At 73.8% G+C, this 17,854-nt stretch carries 15 protein-coding genes and 3 tRNA genes; 8 read left to right on the plus strand and 10 right to left on the minus strand.

Annotation, left to right across the window (positions count from 1 at the left end):
- Window positions 1-15 precede the first annotated feature (15 nt).
- The 6 genes from ACZ4XJ_RS13870 to purS all read right to left on the minus strand — a co-directional run bounded on the left by ACZ4XJ_RS13870 (window position 16) and on the right by purS (window position 6,431).
- Entirely contained in the window at window positions 16-807 is a 792-nt protein-coding gene (locus ACZ4XJ_RS13870; protein ID WP_468496299.1) for an META domain-containing protein, read from the minus strand.
- Window positions 808-855: 48 nt separating this feature from the next.
- On the minus strand, window positions 856-1,647 hold the full coding sequence (locus ACZ4XJ_RS13875; protein ID WP_362874984.1) for a maleylpyruvate isomerase family mycothiol-dependent enzyme: 792 nt from the start codon (window positions 1,645-1,647) through the stop codon (window positions 856-858).
- Between the two features lie 43 nt (window positions 1,648-1,690).
- Entirely contained in the window at window positions 1,691-2,935 is a 1,245-nt protein-coding gene (locus ACZ4XJ_RS13880; RefSeq protein WP_362874985.1) for a hypothetical protein, read from the minus strand.
- A gap of 282 nt (window positions 2,936-3,217) precedes the next feature.
- Window positions 3,218-5,491 (minus strand): phosphoribosylformylglycinamidine synthase subunit PurL, encoded by a 2,274-nt coding sequence (gene purL, locus ACZ4XJ_RS13885; protein ID WP_362874986.1) that lies wholly within the window; start codon window positions 5,489-5,491, stop codon window positions 3,218-3,220.
- Window positions 5,488-6,168 (minus strand): phosphoribosylformylglycinamidine synthase subunit PurQ, encoded by a 681-nt coding sequence (gene purQ, locus ACZ4XJ_RS13890; protein ID WP_362874987.1) that lies wholly within the window; start codon window positions 6,166-6,168, stop codon window positions 5,488-5,490. Before purQ ends, purL begins: the two co-directional genes overlap by 4 nt.
- Before the next feature lie 2 nt (window positions 6,169-6,170).
- Window positions 6,171-6,431 carry a phosphoribosylformylglycinamidine synthase subunit PurS gene (gene purS / locus ACZ4XJ_RS13895; protein WP_362874988.1) on the minus strand — a complete coding sequence of 87 codons (261 nt, stop codon included), beginning with the start codon at window positions 6,429-6,431 and terminating at the stop codon, window positions 6,171-6,173.
- Window positions 6,432-6,757: 326 nt separating this feature from the next.
- Here purS and ACZ4XJ_RS13900 point away from each other — a divergent pair, with 326 nt between their 5' ends.
- From ACZ4XJ_RS13900 to ACZ4XJ_RS13935, 8 genes are all read left to right on the plus strand, one after another.
- Window positions 6,758-7,075 carry a histone-like nucleoid-structuring protein Lsr2 gene (locus tag ACZ4XJ_RS13900; RefSeq protein WP_362874989.1) on the plus strand — a complete coding sequence of 106 codons (318 nt, stop codon included), beginning with the start codon at window positions 6,758-6,760 and terminating at the stop codon, window positions 7,073-7,075.
- An 86-nt stretch (window positions 7,076-7,161) separates the two neighbouring features.
- Window positions 7,162-7,233: transfer RNA gene (locus tag ACZ4XJ_RS13905), tRNA-Gly, on the plus strand.
- Between the two features lie 78 nt (window positions 7,234-7,311).
- Window positions 7,312-7,384 (plus strand) — tRNA-Gly (locus ACZ4XJ_RS13910).
- Window positions 7,385-7,560: 176 nt separating this feature from the next.
- Complete coding sequence (locus ACZ4XJ_RS13915; protein ID WP_468496300.1) at window positions 7,561-8,553, plus strand: ABC transporter ATP-binding protein; 993 nt, start codon at window positions 7,561-7,563, stop codon at window positions 8,551-8,553.
- A complete protein-coding gene (locus ACZ4XJ_RS13920) occupies window positions 8,550-9,311 on the plus strand; it encodes an ABC transporter permease (protein ID WP_468496301.1) in 762 nt (253 codons plus the stop codon). The genes ACZ4XJ_RS13915 and ACZ4XJ_RS13920 overlap by 4 nt, the downstream gene beginning before the upstream one ends.
- A 28-nt stretch (window positions 9,312-9,339) precedes the next feature.
- The gene (locus ACZ4XJ_RS13925) at window positions 9,340-10,572 is read left to right on the plus strand and encodes a sensor histidine kinase (protein WP_468496302.1); all 1,233 of its coding nucleotides are present in this window, start codon (window positions 9,340-9,342) and stop codon (window positions 10,570-10,572) included.
- On the plus strand, window positions 10,569-11,180 hold the full coding sequence (locus tag ACZ4XJ_RS13930; RefSeq protein WP_281208694.1) for a response regulator: 612 nt from the start codon (window positions 10,569-10,571) through the stop codon (window positions 11,178-11,180). Before ACZ4XJ_RS13925 ends, ACZ4XJ_RS13930 begins: the two co-directional genes overlap by 4 nt.
- A gap of 24 nt (window positions 11,181-11,204) precedes the next feature.
- Window positions 11,205-11,277 (plus strand) — tRNA-Gly (locus tag ACZ4XJ_RS13935).
- A 126-nt stretch (window positions 11,278-11,403) separates the two neighbouring features.
- On the opposite strand, the gene ACZ4XJ_RS13940 is transcribed toward ACZ4XJ_RS13935, so the two are convergent.
- The 4 genes from ACZ4XJ_RS13940 to purD form a co-directional block, all read right to left on the minus strand.
- Window positions 11,404-12,306 (minus strand): phosphoribosylaminoimidazolesuccinocarboxamide synthase, encoded by a 903-nt coding sequence (locus tag ACZ4XJ_RS13940; protein WP_362874993.1) that lies wholly within the window; start codon window positions 12,304-12,306, stop codon window positions 11,404-11,406.
- A 227-nt stretch (window positions 12,307-12,533) separates the two neighbouring features.
- Window positions 12,534-14,009, minus strand: a complete 1,476-nt coding sequence (locus ACZ4XJ_RS13945; RefSeq protein WP_468496303.1) for a N,N-dimethylformamidase beta subunit family domain-containing protein — start codon at window positions 14,007-14,009, stop codon at window positions 12,534-12,536.
- 414 nt (window positions 14,010-14,423) lie between these two features.
- On the minus strand, window positions 14,424-16,277 hold the full coding sequence (locus tag ACZ4XJ_RS13950) for a M48 family metalloprotease (protein WP_468496304.1): 1,854 nt from the start codon (window positions 16,275-16,277) through the stop codon (window positions 14,424-14,426).
- A gap of 288 nt (window positions 16,278-16,565) precedes the next feature.
- Complete coding sequence (gene purD, locus ACZ4XJ_RS13955; RefSeq protein WP_362874996.1) at window positions 16,566-17,819, minus strand: phosphoribosylamine--glycine ligase; 1,254 nt, start codon at window positions 17,817-17,819, stop codon at window positions 16,566-16,568.
- Between the last annotated feature and the right edge of the window lie 35 nt (window positions 17,820-17,854).

Raw genomic sequence — 17,854 nt, forward strand, 5'->3', positions numbered from 1 at the left:
CGGGGCGGCGGGCCGTCACTCGACGGCCGTGACCGCCTTGGCGCCGAGACCCTTGCCGTCGGGGGCCGTGAGGGTGAGGGAGGTGCCCTGGACCTTCCAGGCGAGCGGGCCGCTGCCGAGCAGGGCGGTCAGCGCCCGCTCGACCTCGCCGGTCGGTCCCGCGCAGGCCATCCGGGTCGCGGTGAGCGGCCCGAAGGTGAGCGAGGGGCCGTCGACGGTGGCGGGCGCGCTGAACCGGTTGCAGCCGAGGTTGCCGCTCGCGGCGCCGTCGGCGGCGAGGGTGAACCGGGCCCGGCCCGCCGCCTCGGGGGCGAGGGAGGACACGCTCTGCCCGTCGATCAGGGAGTCGACGCTCCAGTGGGTCGCGACGAGGGGGGCGTCGGGGACCGGGGGCTTGGAGCTCATGGCGATGGTGCTCCCGTCGGCGGTCCTCAGGGTCAGCCGGTCGGGGCCGCGGTCGAGGGTGAGGCGGCCGGTGAGCAGTTTCGCGAAGGCCGTCTCGAACTCCATGTTCTCGCAGGCCATCGTGGTGCTCCGGCCGGGCGTGACGATGAGGACGGAGGCGCCGTCGCGGGCGATCCGGGCCGTGAAGCCGTTGCAGCCGTAGTTGCCGGTGGCCTCGTCGGGGCCGAGGTCGACGCGGGCGGCGGCGGGCGCGTGCAGGGTCCGGCCGCCGGTGGTCAGGGACTCGACGGCCCAGGAGCCCGTGGGGTCGGGGAGCGGGTCGGAACCGCTCTGCGCGGACTGGCCGCAGGCGGCGAGGCCGAGGAGGGCCAGGCCGGTCGTGAGGTGCCTGAGGGTACGCATGCTCCTGGGACGGGCCGGGCGGCCGGACGGTTCCCCCGGCCCGCCGGGTCAGCTCATCAGCGGGAGCAGGGCCGCCAGGTCGGCGCGTTCCCCACTGGCGCTGACCCGCGCGGAGTCCAGGGCCTCGGCCCAGCCGGTGCGGCCGGTGGCGAGCCGGATCCAGGTGAGCGGGTCGGTCTCCACCACGTTGGGCGGGGTACCGCGGGTGTGGCGGGGACCGGCGACGCACTGGACCACCGCGAACGGCGGGATCCGTACCTCCACCGAGCCGCCGGGTGCCTTGACCGCGAGCGCGTCGGCGAGCAGCCGGGTGCAGGCGGCCAGCGCCTGCCGGTCGAGGGGGATGTCCAGGCCGACGGCCCGGTTCAGGTCGTCGGTGTGGACGACCAGCTCGACGGTGCGGGTGACGAGGAAGTCGGCGAGGGTCATGTCGCCGATCCACAGGTCCAGCACCCGGCTGCCCGCGTTGCGTTCCAGCTGCGCGGCCAGTCGGGCGGCGGCCGTCTCGTACAGCTCGGGCAGCGGGGCGCCGTCCAGGGTTTCGCGGGCGGCCTCGGAGATCTTCCCGGCGAGGGAGGCGGTGGCGAAGGGCCATTCGACGGCGGGGAGTTCGGCGACGGCGGCGGGCGGCCGGGCCAGGCCGGCCGCGAGCGAGTCGGCGATCCAGGCGACGTGGGCGGCGAGGTCGGCCACGGTCCAGTCGCCGAGCCCGCTGGACCGGGCGAGCTGCTCCGGCGTCAGGCCCCGTACGGCTGCGGCGACGTGCCCGAACTGCGTGGTGACGGCCGTACGGATCCTGGCGGGGTCGTACGTGCGCGGCTTCTTCTTCCCAGGCGGCATGGGCCGACCCTACTCGGGGGCCGGCCCCGCGGGCCGGGAGGCGTCAGTCGCCGCCGCAACCCCCGCCGCAGCCGCTGCCGCAACTGCTCCCGCAGCCGCCGGAGGAGCCGCAGCCCCCGGAGGACGACGCGGAGCGCTCCTCGCGGCGGCGCGCGGCCCGCTCCTCGCGCCGCTGGGCGTACGAGGCGCCGGCCGGTCGCCACGGGCGCAGGCCGTGGCGGCGGAACGGCATGAGGGGGGCGGCCGTGTACCGGGTGACGACGCGGCCGTCGTGGGTGTTGACGGCGTACTCCAGGACGACCTCGGCGCCTTCGCGGGGCACGCCGTACAGCAGGGCCTCGTACGGTTCGGCGTCCGGGTCGATGTCGTGGTGCTCGGCGCGCAGCCGCTCCGACGGGCCGCCCACGAGGATGCGGCCGGGGCCGGCGGAGTAGCTGTCGTCGAAGCGGTTGCGGAAGGCGACCAGCGGCGGGGCGGTGGGGGTCCGGGCGTCGGGGAGGATCCAGACCGTGTCCGCGGAGCGGCGGACGCCGACGCGCAGCACGGGCTGCGGGCCCGGGTGGAGCCGGCGGGCGGCGCCGCCGGCCGTGACGCCGCGGCCGAGCAACGGGGTGCCGGGGACGAGCAGCAGCAGGGCGAGGACCTGTTGCCCGGTGGCGTCGTAGGGCTGTCCCGGGGGCGCGTTGAGGTCCTGGGCGAGGGCGGTCAGGAGCAGGGCCGCCGCGAGCGCGCAGAGCGGGGCGCCGGTCAGGAGCATCGTGCGGCCGCGGGTGCGGTGGCTGTCCGGGAGGCCGGCCGGCAGCGGACTCCGGGCGTCGCCGGCCGCCTCCAGGATCAGGGCCCGCTGGATCCCGCGGGAGCGCAGCCGCAGCAGGGCGCCGGTGAGGGCGAGGACGGAGACGACGAGGATCAGCCCCGCGCCGGCGCGGCCGGCGGCGTCGTCCGGGGCGAGTTCGCCGAGGACGAGGACCGCGTCCAGGGCGATGAGCGGTGCGGCGACGGCGGTGGCACCGGGCAGGAACCGGTACCAGGCGGGGAGGGCCAGCAGCAGGACGGCCGCCGGGTAGCCGGCCCATTCGGTGCCGACGGAGGTGTCCTCGGGGGTGTTCCAGGCGAGCAGGACGACCGCGCACAGGATCAGGGGCAGGAGGATCCAGCCTCCGGCGACGGGCCCGAGGACGGCGGGGACGCGGGCCGCGAGCCAGCGTTCGGCGTCGGCGGCCTTCCATGCGGGGGCGCCGCCCACGGGTATGGCCGTGGGCGGCAGGTACTTGACGAAGTCACTCACGGCGTCAGTATGCGGACGCCCCCCGTGGGCGCGGATGCCGGGCGTGCCACGGAATCGCTACGGCCGGATCGCCCGGCCGGCTCCGGCGTCGAAGGTCTCGCCCCCGGCCGGGACGTCGACGCCGCGCCGGGGCAAGGGCAGGCCCCGAGCGGGGTCGGGGCCGGGGGCCTCGTCGGCCGGGCTGTTGGGGGCGCTCCGTACAACAGGTGGCCCCGGGAACGTACGGGCCCCCGCCCGGACGGTGTCCGGACGGGGGCTCGTACGTGGAGCGGGCGGGCGGGATCAGGCGAGCAGCGCCGGGATCGTCGCCTCGTGGGCCTCGCGGAGCTCGGCCAGCGGGAGGGTGAACTCGCCCTGGACCTCGATCGCGTCGCCGTCGACCACACCGATGCGGGCGGCCGGCAGACCCCGGGCACCGCACATGTCGGTGAACCGGAGTTCCTCGCTGCGCGGGACGGCCACGATGGCGCGGCCCGCGGACTCGGAGAACAGGAAGGTGAACGCGTCCAGGCCCTCGGGGACCACGATCCGCGCACCATTGCCGCCGCGCAGGCAGGACTCGGTGAGCGCCTGGATCACGCCGCCGTCGGACAGGTCGTGCGCCGCGTCGACCATGCCGTCGCGCGAGGCGGAGATCAGGATCTCGCCGAGCAGCTTCTCGCGACCCAGGTCCACCTTCGGCGGCAGGCCGCCGAGGTGGTCGTGGACGACCTGCGACCAGGCCGAGCCGCCGAACTCCTCGGCGGTGTCGCCGAGCAGGTACAGCAGCTGACCGGCCTCCGCGAACGCCATCGGCGTGCGGCGGTTGACGTCGTCGATCACGCCGAGGACCGCCACGACCGGGGTCGGGTGGATCGCGGTCTCGCCGGTCTGGTTGTACAGCGAGACGTTGCCGCCGGTCACCGGGGTACCCAGCTCCAGGCAGCCGTCCGCGAGGCCGCGGGTGGCCTCGGCGAACTGCCACATGACGTCCGGGTCCTCGGGGGAGCCGAAGTTCAGGCAGTCGGAGATCGCGAGCGGCTTCGCACCGGTCGCGGCGACGTTGCGGTACGCCTCGGCCAGCGCCAGCTGCGCGCCCGTGTACGGGTCGAGCTTGGCGAACCGGCCGTTGCCGTCGGTGGCCATGGCCACGCCGAGGTTGGTCTCCTCGTCGATGCGGACCATGCCCGCGTCCTCGGGCTGCGAGAGCACCGTGTTGCCCTGCACGAACCGGTCGTACTGGTCGGTGATCCAGGACTTCGAGGCCTGGTTCGGGGACGACACCAGCGCCAGGACCTGCGCGCGGAGCTCCTCGGAGGTCTGCGGACGGGGCAGCTTGCCCGCGTCGTCGGCCTGGAGGGCGTCCTGCCAGGAGGGACGCGCGTACGGGCGGTGGTAGGTCGGGCCCTCGTGGGCGACGGTGCCCGGGGGCACGTCCACGATGAGCTCGCCGTGCCAGTAGATCTCCAGCTGCTCGCCCTCGGTCACCTCACCGATGACGGTGGCGATGACGTCCCACTTCTCGCAGATCTCCATGAAGCGCGCGACGTGCTGCGGCTCGACGATCGCGCACATGCGCTCCTGCGACTCGCTCATGAGGATTTCCTCGGGCGAGAGCGTCGCGTCGCGCAGCGGCACGGTGTCCAGCTCGACGCGCATGCCGCCGGAACCGGCCGAGGCCAGTTCGGACGTGGCGCAGGAGAGCCCGGCGCCGCCGAGGTCCTGAATGCCGGCGACCAGCTTCTCCTTGAAGATCTCCAGGGTGCACTCGATGAGGAGCTTCTCCTGGAAGGGGTCGCCGACCTGGACGGCGGGGCGCTTCTTCGGCTTGCCCGTGCCATCGGCACTGTCGGACGCGGCGTCGAAGGTCTCGGACGCGAGGACCGAGACGCCGCCGATGCCGTCGCCGCCCGTGCGGGCGCCGTAGAGGATGACCTTGTTGCCGGGCCCGGAGGCCTTGGCGAGGTGGATGTCCTCGTGCTTCATGACGCCGATGCAGCCGGCGTTCACGAGCGGGTTGCCCTGGTAGCAGGCGTCGAAGACGACCTCGCCGCCGATGTTGGGCAGGCCCAGGCAGTTGCCGTAGCCGCCGATGCCGGCGACGACGCCCGGCAGGACGCGCTTGGTGTCGGGGTGGTCGGCCGCGCCGAAGCGCAGCGGGTCCACGACGGCGACCGGGCGGGCGCCCATCGCGAGGATGTCGCGGACGATGCCGCCGATGCCCGTGGCCGCGCCCTGGTAGGGCTCGATGTACGAGGGGTGGTTGTGCGACTCGACCTTGAAGGTGACCGCGTAGCCCTGGCCGACGTCGACGACGCCCGCGTTCTCGCCGATGCCGACGAGCATGGCGTCGTTCTGCGGGACCTTCTCGCCGAACTGCTTCAGGTGGACCTTGCTGCTCTTGTACGAGCAGTGCTCGGACCACATGACGGAGTACATGGCGAGCTCGGCGCCCGTGGGGCGGCGGCCGAGGATCTCGCGGATGCGCGCGTACTCGTCCTCCTTGAGGCCGAGTTCCTTCCAGGGCTGCGCGGCGTCCGGGGTGCCGGTGGCGTTCTTGACGGTATCGAGGCTCATGCGCTGACCAGCTTCTTCAGGACCGACGTGAAGAACGGGAGGCCGTCGGTGCGGCCCGTCCCGATCAGCGGCTCGACCGCGTGCTCGGGGTGCGGCATGAGGCCGACGACGTTGCCCGCGGCGTTGGTGATGCCGGCGATGTCGCGCAGCGAACCGTTCGGATTGACGTCCACGTACCGGAAGGCCACCCGGCCTTCGGCCTCCAGTTCGTCGAGCGTGCGCTCGTCGGCGGTGTAGCGGCCGTCCATGTTCTTGAGCGGGACGGAGATCTCCTGGCCGACGGCGTAGTCGCCGGTCCACGCGGTCTCCGCGTTCTCCACCCGCAGCGTCTGGTCGCGGCAGATGAAGTGGAGGTGGTTGTTGCGGAGCATCGCCCCCGGCAGCAGGTGGGCCTCGGTGAGGACCTGGAAGCCGTTGCAGATGCCGAGGACGGGCATGCCGCCCCTGGCCTGCTCGATGATGGTCTCCATGACCGGCGAGAAGCGGGAGATGGCCCCGGCGCGCAGGTAGTCCCCGTAGGAGAAGCCGCCCGCGAGGACGACCGCGTCGACCTGGTGCAGGTCCTTGTCGCGGTGCCAGAGCGAGACCGGCTCGGCCCCCGCGAGGCGGATGGCGCGCAGCGAGTCACGGTCGTCGAGCGTTCCGGGGAACGTGACGACTCCGATGCGAGTGGTCACCGTCAGGCCTCGACCTTCACGGTCTCGACGCGGACGGTGAAGTCTTCGATGACGGTGTTGGCGAGGAAGGTTTCGGCCATCTTGTGGATGCGGTCGAGGGCGGCCTGGTCGACCGGTCCCTCCACCTCCAGTTCGAAGCGCTTCCCCTGGCGGACGTCGGCGATCCCCTCGAAGCCCAGACGCGGCAGTGCACGCTGCACCGCCTGGCCCTGGGGGTCGAGGATCTCCGGCTTGAGCATGACGTCGACTACGACGCGTGCCACTGGCACTCCCGTGTGGTGGTTGGTGCGAAGGCGGTTCCATCAGCGTACCCGGCCAAAATTTCTACGCGGGTAGATATCGGATGCCGCCGATCATCCCGTCGTTTCGGCTTCACCAACGCTTCGCAAAATCCACCGGAAAACCACGCACCCGGCATTGCGGCGGGACACGCGGGGAGAATTAACTGGGCTTCGCTATTCAATGAGAATCACGGTACAAAGGAATCTGCCGGGATTCCGGCGGTTTGATGCATTCCACCGAAACATCCACACACGCGACATCACCGCACGTCAACGGGTGGTGACCGCGTACGAAGGGACCGATATCCGTGGCGCAGCACGTAGTAGTCACGCTCTCCGACGACCTCGACGGCGGGGAAGCGGCGGAAACGGTCGTGTTCGCTCTGGACGGTAAGTCTTACGAGATCGACCTCAATGCGGCCAACGCAAAGAAACTGCGGAAGGGCCTGGCCCCCTTCGTGGCCGCCGGCCGTCGCCAGTCCCGTTCCGGGAAGGTGTTCCGGCACACATCGGTGGCCCCCGATCCGGCGGTCGTCCGCGCCTGGGCCCGGGCCAACCAGCACGACGTGCCGCCCCGCGGACGGATCCCCAAGCGGGTCTACGAGGCGTACAACGCAGCCCACTGAGAGCGGATTTGCCAAGCACCCCCACCGATCGGCTAATGTGTGGATCACGCCGAGGGGCCAGCCGGAAGGCCGGAACCCGAAGTCGTGCGGGTGTAGTTCAGTAGCAGAACACCCCCCTTCCAGGGGGGAGGCGCAGTGTGCGATCCCTGTCACCCGCTCTGCACGCTTTACCGGCCACGGTTGTGGATCAGGTAGAGTGATGCTCGCAGCCCACGGCACTCGTGTCGTGCAAGCATGCGGACGTAGCTCAGTTGGTAGAGCACCACCTTGCCAAGGTGGATGTCGCGCGTTCGAGTCGCGTCGTCCGCTCAGCGAATGAAGGCCCCGATCCTTGATCGGGGCCTTTGTCATACCCCCCTTCCGTTCCCGGTCCCGTTCCCCGTTCCGGGGGCCGTGTGGTGTGGATCACCAGCGATGACAAATGTCATCGGGAGCCGTGACAGCGCGCACTGACCGGCCCGGCCGGCCGCCACGAGGCTGGGGACATGACCGACACAGTGATCCAGGCAGAGGGACTGCGCCGCGGCTACACCGGCGGGTTCGAGGCGGTGCGGGGCGTCTCCTTCTCGGTGGCCCGCGGCGAGATCTTCGCGCTGCTCGGCACCAACGGAGCCGGCAAGACCTCCACGGTGGAACTGCTGGAGGGGCTGAGCGCGCCGACCGGCGGGCGGGTCCGCGTCTTCGGCCTGGACCCGTACGCCCGGCGGAGCGAGGTCCGGCCGCGGACCGGCGTCATGCTCCAGGAGGGCGGCTTCCCCTCGGACCTGTCCGTCGCCGAAACCGTCCGGATGTGGAGCGGGGTCACCTCCGGGGCCCGGCCGGCCGCGGAGGTGCTGGAGCTGGTCGGGATGGGCGCGCGGGCCTCCGTAAGGGTCAAGCAGCTGTCCGGGGGCGAGCGGCGGAGGCTGGACCTGGCGCTGGCCCTGCTGGGGCGGCCCGAGGTGCTGTTCCTGGACGAGCCGACCACCGGCATGGACCCGGAGGGGCGCCGGGACACCTGGGCCCTCGTACGGGAACTGCGGGCGCAGGGCACCACGGTGCTGCTGACCACGCACTACCTGGAGGAGGCCGAGGCCCTCGCGGACCGGCTGGCGATCCTGCACGAGGGGGAGCTCGTGCTGACCGGCACCCCCGCCGAGGTGACGGCGACCCGGCCGTCCCGGATCCGTTTCACCCTGCCGGCCGGGGTGCCCGCCGGGCGGCTCCCGCTGGGGCTGCGGGCGGCGGCGGACGGGCCGCGGGTGGAGATCCGTACCGACCGACTCCAGGGGGCGCTCGGCGAACTGCTGCGCTGGGCGCACGACTCCGGGGTCGAACTGGGCGGGCTCGACGCCCGCTCCGCCTCCCTGGAGGAGGCCTTCCTGGACATCGCACGGAGCCGGCGCGAGGCCGGGGCGTTCTCCGCCGGCGGCGCCGGCGACGACCACGGCCACAACCACGGCCACAACCACGACGACCTGATGGCGGGGACCCGATGAGCACGCCGACCCTGAACCCCGGCCGGCTGACCGCGCTCGGCCGCTCCGAACTGACGCTGCTGGTGCGCAACCGGGCCGCCCTGAGCGTGGCCCTGCTCATGCCGGTGATGATGGTCTTCGTCCTGCGTTCGACCCTGAGCGCCGACACCGTGGGCTCGGTGGCCGTGGCCACGCTGACCGGCGGCATCGGGATGGTGCTGCTGCTCGTCGTCTACATGAACCTGGTCTCCGCCTACGTCGCCCGGCGCGAGGAGCTCGTCCTGAAGCGGCTGCGCACCGGCGAGGCCGGCGACCTGGAGATCCTCGCCGGGACCGCGCTGCCCGCCGCCGTCATCGCCCTCGCGCAGATCGGCGCCCTCGCCCTGGCCGGGGCGGCCGTGCTCGACGCGCCCGCGCCGGACCGCCCGTTGCCGCTGGTCGGGGGCGTGCTCGCCGCGCTGCCGCTGCTCGCCGGGATGGCCGCCGCCACCAGTGCCGTCACCCGCAACGTCGAGACCGCCGGGATCACGACGCTGCCGCTGTTCCTGCTGACCGCGCTCGGCTCGGGGCTGTTCGTCCCGCTGGACTCGCTGCCCGACGCGATGGCCACGGTGTGCGAACTGCTGCCGCTCAGCGGGGTGATGACCCTCGTACGAGCCGGTTGGGACGCCGGCGCGACGGGCGGGGACCTCCTGACGGCCGCGGCCGTCACGGTGGCCTGGATCATGGTGACCGTGTTTGCTGTCCAGCGGTGGTTCCGTTGGGAACCGCGCCGCTAGCGCGTACGACGGGGGACGTGGGGACGACGTGTCGAAGCTGACCGGATGGTGGAAGGACCGCAGCAGCGCGGCGAAGGTCGAGCTGTACACGCGCTGGTCGTTCCACTTCTTCATGGCGGTCGAGGCCTTCGCGGTGCTGATGGGGCTCGCGCCCCAGGGCGGCGGGACACTCACCGCCGTGTTGGCGCTGCCGCTGGCCGCGCAGGTCGCGCTGTGCGGACTGCTGTCCTCCCGCGCGCTGGACTGGGCGCTGGGCCGCCGGAACCGCCCGCTGCGGATCACGGTGGCGCTGGTGGCGCTCACCGCCGCGATCTGCGTGGCCATGATGGCCCTGCGGTCCGCCGGGCTGATCACCCACGAGAACGTCGTCCCCACCCTCGTGATCAACACGATGGCCTTCGCCTCCGGTGCGCTGACGCTGACGCTGGTCAAGGTCCGCCACATGCTGCTGCTGGCGCCCGCCGGCGGGGTCGCGGTGGCCGCCATGGGTCTGGCGACCGGGCAACCAGTGCCGGACTCCTTCGGGTTGGCCGTCGGGTACCTGATCGTCAGCCTGTTGCTGACCTTCACCTGCGGGTTCTCCCGGTGGCTGCTGAAGACCGTCTACGAACTGGACCACGCCCGGGAGCTCCAGGCCCAGCTGGCGGTCGCCGAGGAGCGGCTGCGGTTCGGCCGGGACCTGCACGACGTGATGGGCCGCAACCTCGCGGTGATCGCCCTGAAGAGCGAGCTCGCGGTGCAGTTGGCGCGGCGGGAGCGCCCGGAGGCGGTGGACCAGATGATCGAGGTGCAGCAGATCGCCCGCGAGTCCCAGCGGGAGGTCCGCGACGTCGTGCGCGGCTACCGGGAGGCGGACCTCGCGGTGGAGCTGGAGGGCGCGCGCGGGGTGCTCAGCGCGGCCGGCATGGACTGCCGCGTCGAGTTGGGGCCGCGGGGGCGGACGCTGCCGGGCGAGGTGCAGTCGGCGTTGGGCTGGGTGGTCCGCGAGGCGACGACGAACGTGCTGCGGCACGGGGACGCGCGCAGCTGCCTGATCCGGCTGACGGTTCCGGAGGGCGCGGGCCCGGTGACCCTGCTGGTGGAGAACGACGGGGCGCCCGACACCCCGGCCGGGCCGCCCGGCTCCGGCCTCGCCGGGCTGCGCGAGCGGCTCGCGGCGGTGGGCGGGACCCTGTTGGCGGGACCGGCCGGCGGCGGCCTGTTCCGACTGCGGGCCGAGGTTCCCGGCCCGGAAGCGCGACGAGTGGAGGCGCGGGCGTGAACCCCGTACGAGTACTGCTGGCGGACGACGAGCACCTGATCCGGGGCGCGCTGGCCGCGCTGCTGGGTCTGGAGGACGACCTGGTGGTCGTCGCCGAGGCGGCTTCGGGACCGGAGGCGCTGGCCATGGCGCGGGCGCACCGGCCCGACGTGGCGGTCCTGGACCTCCAGATGCCGGGGGCGGACGGTGTGAGCGTGGCCACAGCGCTGCGGTCCGAACTCCCCGACTGCAAGACCATGATCGTGACCAGTCACGGCCGGCCCGGGCACCTGAAGCGGGCCCTGGCGGCCGGGGTGCGCGCCTTCGCGCCGAAGACGGTGTCGGCGCAGCGGCTGGCCGAGCTGATCCGCACCGTGCACGGCGGAGGGCGTTACGTGGATCCGGAGTTGGCGGCCGACGCGATCAGCGCGGGGGACTCGCCGCTGACGGCCCGGGAGGCCGAGGTGCTGGAGTTCGCGGCGGACGGGGCGCCGATCGCCGAGATCGCGGAGCGGGCCTCGCTCTCGCAGGGGACCGTACGGAACTACCTGTCCTCGGCGGCGACGAAGCTGGGAGCCGAGAACCGGCACACGGCCGTGCGTCTCGCACGCGAGCGGGGTTGGGTATAGTTGTCCTCGCGCCACGGCGCACAGGCGGACATAGCTCAGTTGGTAGAGCACCACCTTGCCAAGGTGGATGTCGCGCGTTCGAGTCGCGTTGTCCGCTCAGTTGACGAAGGCCCCGATCATCGATCGGGGCCTTCCTCGTACCCCGGGGCCCTTGGCGTACTCGGGGCCTTTGGCGCTCCCCCGGGCCCGGACCCGGGGCTCCGCCCGGGTCCGGGAGCAGGGGTCAGGTCCAGGACAGGCCGGTGAGCCGCTCGTACGCCTCGACGTACTTGGCGCGGGTCCGGTCGACGACCTCCTGCGGCAGCGCGGGCGGCGGGAGTTCGCCCTTGGGGTCCCAGCCGGAGGCGGGGGACTTCAGCCAGTCGCGGACGAACTGCTTGTCGAAGGACGGCTGCGCGCGGCCCGGCTCCCACAGGTCGGCGGGCCAGAAGCGGGACGAGTCCGGGGTGAGGACCTCGTCGGCCGCGACCAGGACGCCGTCGGCGTCGAAGCCGAACTCGAACTTGGTGTCCGCGAGGAGGATGCCGCGCTCGCGGGCGATGTCGCGGGCCCGTCCGTACACGGCCAGGGTGGCCTGGCGCAGCAGCGCGGCCGTCTCGGGACCGGTGGTGCGGGCGACCTCCTCGTAGGAGACGTTCTCGTCGTGCTGGCCGACCTCGGCCTTGGCGGCCGGGGTGAAGATCGGGGCGGGCAGCTCGGAGCCGTCGACGAGGCCCTCGGGGAGGGCGAGTCCGCAGACGGTGCGGGTCTGCTCGTACTCGGCGAGGCCGGATCCGGTGAGGTAGCCGCGGGCCACGCACTCGACCGGGACCATGTCGAGGTTCTGGCAGATCAGGGTGCGGCCGGCCCAGTCGGCGGGGGCGCCGGCGGGCAGCTCGGTGCTGATCACGTGGTTCGGGACGAGGTCCGCGAGCTGGTCGAACCACCACAGGGACAGCCGGGTCAGGACGCGGCCCTTGTCCGGGATCTCGGAAGGCAGCACCCAGTCGAAGGCGGAGATGCGGTCGCTGGCGACCATGACGAGCCGGCCGTCCTCGTCGCGGTAGAGGTCGCGGACCTTGCCGGTGTGGAGGTGGACGAGGCCGGGCACCTGGACCGGCTCGGGCTTTTCGACGAATCCGGACACGGGGTCTCCCTGTGGTTCTGTACGAGCGCGTGCCCATTCTCCCGCACCGGGCCCCGTGCCCGGCCCGGGGGGGGGCCACCGGCGGGGTCGGTGGCGCTCTGCGGCCCGGTGTCGGTCGCGCTGTGCGGCGCGGGGTCCGTCGCGCTCGCGGCGCGGGGTCGGTCGCGCTCGCGGCGCGGGGTCAGTCGCGCTCGCGGCGCGGGGTCAGTCGCGCTCGCGGCGCGGGGTCAGTCGCGCTTGCAGATCCGGTCGAGGAGGTTGGCGGTGGCGCGCTGGACGCGCTCGTCGACGTGGCCGGGGCGGTCCAGGGCCGGGGACCAGGCGAAGGTGCCGGAGGCGAAGACCAGGGCCCCGCTGGGCGCCCGGTAGAGGGAGGTCTCCTGGTGGCGCTTGGCGCCCTCGGTGTCCAGGTACGGGGAGTGCGCGAGCAGGATCCGGGCCTGGTGCTCGGGGAGTTGGGTGCGCGGGAAGTACCGGTCGGCCTCGCCCGCCACGAGGCCGGCCAGCTCATCGTTCTCGACGGCTCCGGTCGAGTCCCACAGCCAGTGCGTGGAATTGCGGACGATCAGCGGCGCCGGCTCGGGCACGCGGCCCGCGTACTGGATGCCGAGCAGTTGCTGTTCGGGGCGGTCCACCTCGCGCCAGAGGCTGGGCCGGCCCGGGCCCCGGCGCTTGCGGCAGGTCAGGAGCCGGTCGGCCACGCCGGAGGCCGAGGGGCCGAGCTCGACCTGCCAGTACATGGTGTTGGCGGACAGGAAGACGAGGGAGGTGCCGTGGTCGCGGGCCCGCTCGACGGTGCGGCGCATGGGCGCCGACCAGTACTCGTCGTGGCCGGGGAAGACCAGGCCGCGGTAGCGGGTGGGGTCGACGCGGCCGGCGTGCAGGTCGCGGGTGTCGGCGTAGGCGAGGTCGTAGCCGTAGCGCTCGGCCCAGCGGATGAAGTCGTAGGCGTGACCGACGTGCAGGGGCAGGCCGGCGCCCGCGTAGGGGCGGTCGAAGGAGACGGTGACGGCGGCGTCGCGCTCGCCGAGCAGCCGGCCCTCCTCGTCCCAGGCGTGGTAGAGGCTGGCGCCGTTGCGGCCGTCCTCGGGGTAGAGGTTGTAGGCCTGCCAGGTGATGTCGGGCAGCAGGAGCAGGAGGTCGGCGGGGTGGTCGTCGCGGACCGTGAAGGGGATGTGCGAGCGGTAGCCGTCGGCGGTGGTGAGGACGGCGACGTAGGCCCCGACCGTCCAGTACGAGGGGACCTGGAGCCGCCACGACAGCCACCAGTGGTGGCAGGAGACCGTGCGGTCGGCGGCGAGCGGGGGCGGCTGGACGATGCCGGACAGCCGCGGGCTCGTGGTGATCTTGAAGGCGCCGTCGCCGGCGTAGTGGCCGATCCGGTACACGTCGACCGAGAACTGCTGGGGCGGGTCGACGGTGATGTGGAAGTCGATGGCCTCGCCGGGGGAGACGGCTCCGGTGGAGGCGAAGCCCTTGATCTGGCGGTGCACGTCGTCGGCGGTACGGGGGCCGCCGGAGCGGGCGCGCGGGATCTGGCCGGCGGCGACGGCCGGGTCGACGTACCAGGGGACGACCTGGCCGGAGTCGTCGTAGTAGAGCTCGCTGCCCCGGAACCAGGGCAGGGGTCCCTGCCCGAAGGGGTCGTTCACCGCGTGCGCGAGCGCACCTGACTCCCAACGCCGGATCTGGTCCGCACCCATTCCGCTCCCCTCCCTCGCTCCCCCGAACGCGTCTTCCCTCGCCTCGGTGCACGACAGCTTTCGGACACCTGCCGGTACCGGTCCCAGCACATCACATTACGCACGCAGCCCGTCACCGTTCGTCGCGAATTAACGGGCCCGAAAGCAGGAGTGGAAGGGCTGCCCCCGCTTGGGTGGGTCGGATTGGGGTGGTCGGGGTGGCTTTCGGGGGGCGCCGGCGGGCGGGACGCGGCGGGCTCGGGCGCGGGGTGCGCGGGGGCCGATGGCGGGTTCTGGCCTGCGTCGGGACGTCGTCGTCGTACGGATCCGGGTGCCGGGCCGTGCCGGGCAGGGCGGGGCCGGGCAGGGCAGGGCCGTGCCGGGAGGGGCGGGGCCGTGCCGGGCAGGGCCCGGGGGCGGTTCGCCGGGCACGGGTCAGACCAGGCGGACCGGCTTGTCCGGGCGGACGCCGAGTTCGGCGAGCCAGTCGCGCAGGGGGCCGGGATCGCCATCCTCCACGAGGGACAGCACCCGGGGGGCGAGGTCGGAGCGGCGTTCGCCGCCGACCAGCAGGACCGGGCCGTCCAGCCAGTCCAGGCCCGGGCCGGCGCCGGCCGAGTCCACTGCGGCGCAGCAGACCAGGGCCGTGACGTGGTCGGCGAGCAGGTCCCGGCCGCTGCGCGGCGGCTGGAGCGGGAACAGCGGCACCGTGTCGGCGCCCCGGGCCTTGGCGGCGTCCGCGACGCGGCTGCCCGCGGCGTGCTCCTCGCGGGCCAGGTCGCCGCTGAGCCGGCCGGCGAGGGCCTCGGCGGCGACGCAGTCGCCGGCCGGGTCGGTCAGGTGGCCCAGGACCCGTTCGAGGGTGGGGCCGTCGAAGGCGTCGCCGGTCGGGGTCGGGGCGGGGGCGGCGGAGGCCGGCGGGGCCGCCGGTGGGGCGGTCGCGGAGGCGTACGCCTTCGGGGCGGCGGAGGCGGCCGCGGTCGCCCCGGCGGGCACGCCGACCGGGGCGGCGGGGCTCACGGGACGGGGCTCGGCGGGACGGGGCTCGGCGGGGTGCGGTGCGGCGGGACGGGGTTCGTCGGGGTGCCGGGAGTCGGTGGGCGGCGTGCCCGTGGGCGGGCCCGCGGGGACGGACAGGGAGTCCAGCGCGGTGTGCAGTCGGGCCGCCTCCGTACGCCACTTGCGGTCCACGACCTCCTCCGGGTACGCCGTCCAGTCCACCGGCGACCAGTCCGGGCCGGTCTCGGCGGGGCCGCCGTGGAAGAGCCGGGCGGCCAACAGCGAGGTGGCCTCGTCGATCGCGCCGGGCTGTTCCAGCAGGTCGCAGGCGGGCCGGTCGCCGAGGCGCGAGGTGAAGCCGTCGGCCAGCCGGTCCCGGCGGGACAGTTCGGTCAGGGCCGAGACCACCCCGGCGTCGAGGTGCGCCGGCCAGCGACCCATCCGCCAGGCGGGCAGGGCGACGCGGGTCAGCAGCCGGTCCCAGCCCGCGTAGGCGAGGCCGACCTGTTCCTGGGCGATGATGCGCAGCCCGTAGTCCACACCGTGGGCGCGGTCGGAGGCGGCCGCGGCCACGCCGCGTTCCATCTCGGCGGCGTCCGTGCGGCACAGCCGCAGCAGCAGCCGGGCGGGAGGCGCGATCCAGCCGAGGCCGCGACGCCCGCCCACGTCCACCGCGGCGTCGAGCCCGCGGACGAAGCCGCGCGCGTCGGCTATGTCCGGGTGCGCGGAGGGGCCCGTACCGGCGACGACCGGGGCGAGGACGGCGCGCAGTTCGGCGACGCGCATCCACCACAGGAACGGGGAGCCGATCACCAGCACGGGAGCGGCGCCCGGCGCGGATTCGGGTCCGGCAGCCGGGGCGGCGCGGCGGTGGGCCGGGTGCGTACGGTCCTCCAGCCAGCTGTCGCAGTCCGGGGTGAGGGCTATGGCCGAGGGCGCCGGCACGTCCATCCGGTCGGCCAGATCGCGCACGAGCCGGTAGAGGTCGGGCGCGGCGGCCTCGGAGAGGGGCACCGTCGGTGTCACGGCGGGGCCGGCGCGCAGCACCACCGCGGCGAAGATTCCGCCCACGAGCAGCACCAGCACGGCGACCGCGCAGACGACCAGGGTCACAGCGGGCCAGGGATCCCCGACCAGCCGGCCCGTCATCCGGGCGCTCACCAGGACCACCGCGAGGGCGGCGGGCAGCAGCACGGCGGCCAGCGCCCTACTGCGGACCCGCAGCACGGCGAGGGCCCGTGAACGCGCGGAGGGCGCGCCCACTTCTGCGATCGAACCTGTTCCGGACACGGCCGGACCTCACCCCCTCTGCCCTGCGGCGGCGTAGCTCACTCCCCCACTGTGACACCCGCCACCGACATCGCAATGCCGGTGGGCCATGTGCCGGAATGCTTGCGCCGCACCCTAGTTGGGGCGGGGGCGGCCGTCAGGCAGTCCGGGTGACGATCACCCGATGGAATGGCTTTGGGTAAAGGTGGGTGCGTTCGAACGCGGCCGGATGCAGTCGCACGCGGACATGCGCGCGGGCCCGGAGCGCACCGTTCGCGCCCCGGGCCCGCCTTGTCGCTGTCGTGCCGGTCAGCGGCCTTCGGCCGCCTTGGCCGCAATGTCCGTACGGTGCTGCGATCCGTCGAGCCGGATGCGCGCGACGGCCTTATACGCCTTCTCGCGGGCCTGCGCCAGATCGGTTCCGGTCGCCGTCACGGAGAGCACGCGACCGCCGGCGCTGAGGACCGCGTCGCCCTCGCTCCGGGTGCCGGCGTGCAGCACGTAGGCGTCGGGGCCGTCCTGCTCCGCGACCTCGGCCAGGCCCTCGATGGGGTCGCCGGTGCGCGGGGTCTCCGGGTAGTTGTGCGAGGCGATGACGACCGTGACGGCCGCCTCGTCGCTCCAGGCGAGCGGGGATCCGGCGTCCAGGGTGCCGTTGGCGGCGTTGAGCAGGACGCCCGCCAGCGGGGTGCGCAGCCGGGCGAGGACCACCTGGGTCTCGGGGTCGCCGAAGCGGGCGTTGAACTCGATGACCCGGGTGCCGCGGCCGGTGAGGGCCAGGCCCGCGTAGAGCAGTCCGGAGAAGGGGGTGCCGCGACGGCGCAGTTCGTCGACGGTGGGCTGGAGCACCAGCTCCATCACCTCGTCGACGAGCTTCGGGTCGGCCCACGGGAGCGGCGAGTAGGCGCCCATGCCGCCGGTGTTGGGGCCCTCGTCGCCGTCGAGCGCGCGCTTGAAGTCCTGCGCGGGCTGGAGCGGCAGCACGGTGACGCCGTCGGTGATGGCGAAGAGGGACACCTCGGGGCCGTCGAGGAACTCCTCGATGACGACGCGGTCGCAGGCCAGCGCGTGGGCGCGGGCGGTGGCCAGGTCGTCGGTGACGACGACGCCCTTGCCGGCGGCGAGGCCGTCGTCCTTGACCACGTACGGGGGGCCGAAGGCGTCGAGGGCCTCGTCCACCTCGTCCGGGGTGGCGCAGACGTGGCTGCGCGCGGTCGGGACCCCGGCGGCGGCCATGACGTCCTTGGCGAAGGCCTTGGACCCCTCCAGCCGGGCGGCCGCGGCGGACGGGCCGAAGACGGGGATGCCGGCCGCGCGGACGGCGTCGCCGACGCCGGCGACCAGCGGGGCCTCCGGGCCGACGACGACCAGGTCGGCGCCGAGTTCGCCGGCGAGCCGGGCGACGGCGTCGCCGTCGAGGGCGTCGACCGGGCGCAGCTCCGCCACCTCGGCGATGCCGGCGTTGCCGGGAGCGCAGTACAGCGCGTTGACGTCGGGGTCGAGGGACAGAGAGCGGCACAGGGCGTGTTCGCGGGCGCCGCCGCCGATGACGAGGACCTTCACGCCGCCCAGGGTAGCCCGGACGGCGCGGCCGGTTT

The organism is Streptomyces sp. NPDC029836, assembly GCF_055574495.1.

What these genes read in the sequence shown, in the direction of transcription:
- ACZ4XJ_RS13870 (WP_468496299.1), bottom strand. Translation starts at nt 807, where the DNA reads ATGCGTACCCTCAGGCACCTCACGACCGGCCTGGCCCTCCTCGGCCTC.
- ACZ4XJ_RS13875 (WP_362874984.1), bottom strand. Translation starts at nt 1,647, where the DNA reads ATGCCGCCTGGGAAGAAGAAGCCGCGCACGTACGACCCCGCCAGGATC.
- purL (WP_362874986.1), bottom strand. Translation starts at nt 5,491, where the DNA reads ATGAGCCTCGATACCGTCAAGAACGCCACCGGCACCCCGGACGCCGCG.
- ACZ4XJ_RS13915 (WP_468496300.1), top strand. Translation starts at nt 7,561, where the DNA reads ATGACCGACACAGTGATCCAGGCAGAGGGACTGCGCCGCGGCTACACC.
- ACZ4XJ_RS13920 (WP_468496301.1), top strand. Translation starts at nt 8,550, where the DNA reads ATGAGCACGCCGACCCTGAACCCCGGCCGGCTGACCGCGCTCGGCCGC.
- ACZ4XJ_RS13945 (WP_468496303.1), bottom strand. Translation starts at nt 14,009, where the DNA reads ATGGGTGCGGACCAGATCCGGCGTTGGGAGTCAGGTGCGCTCGCGCAC.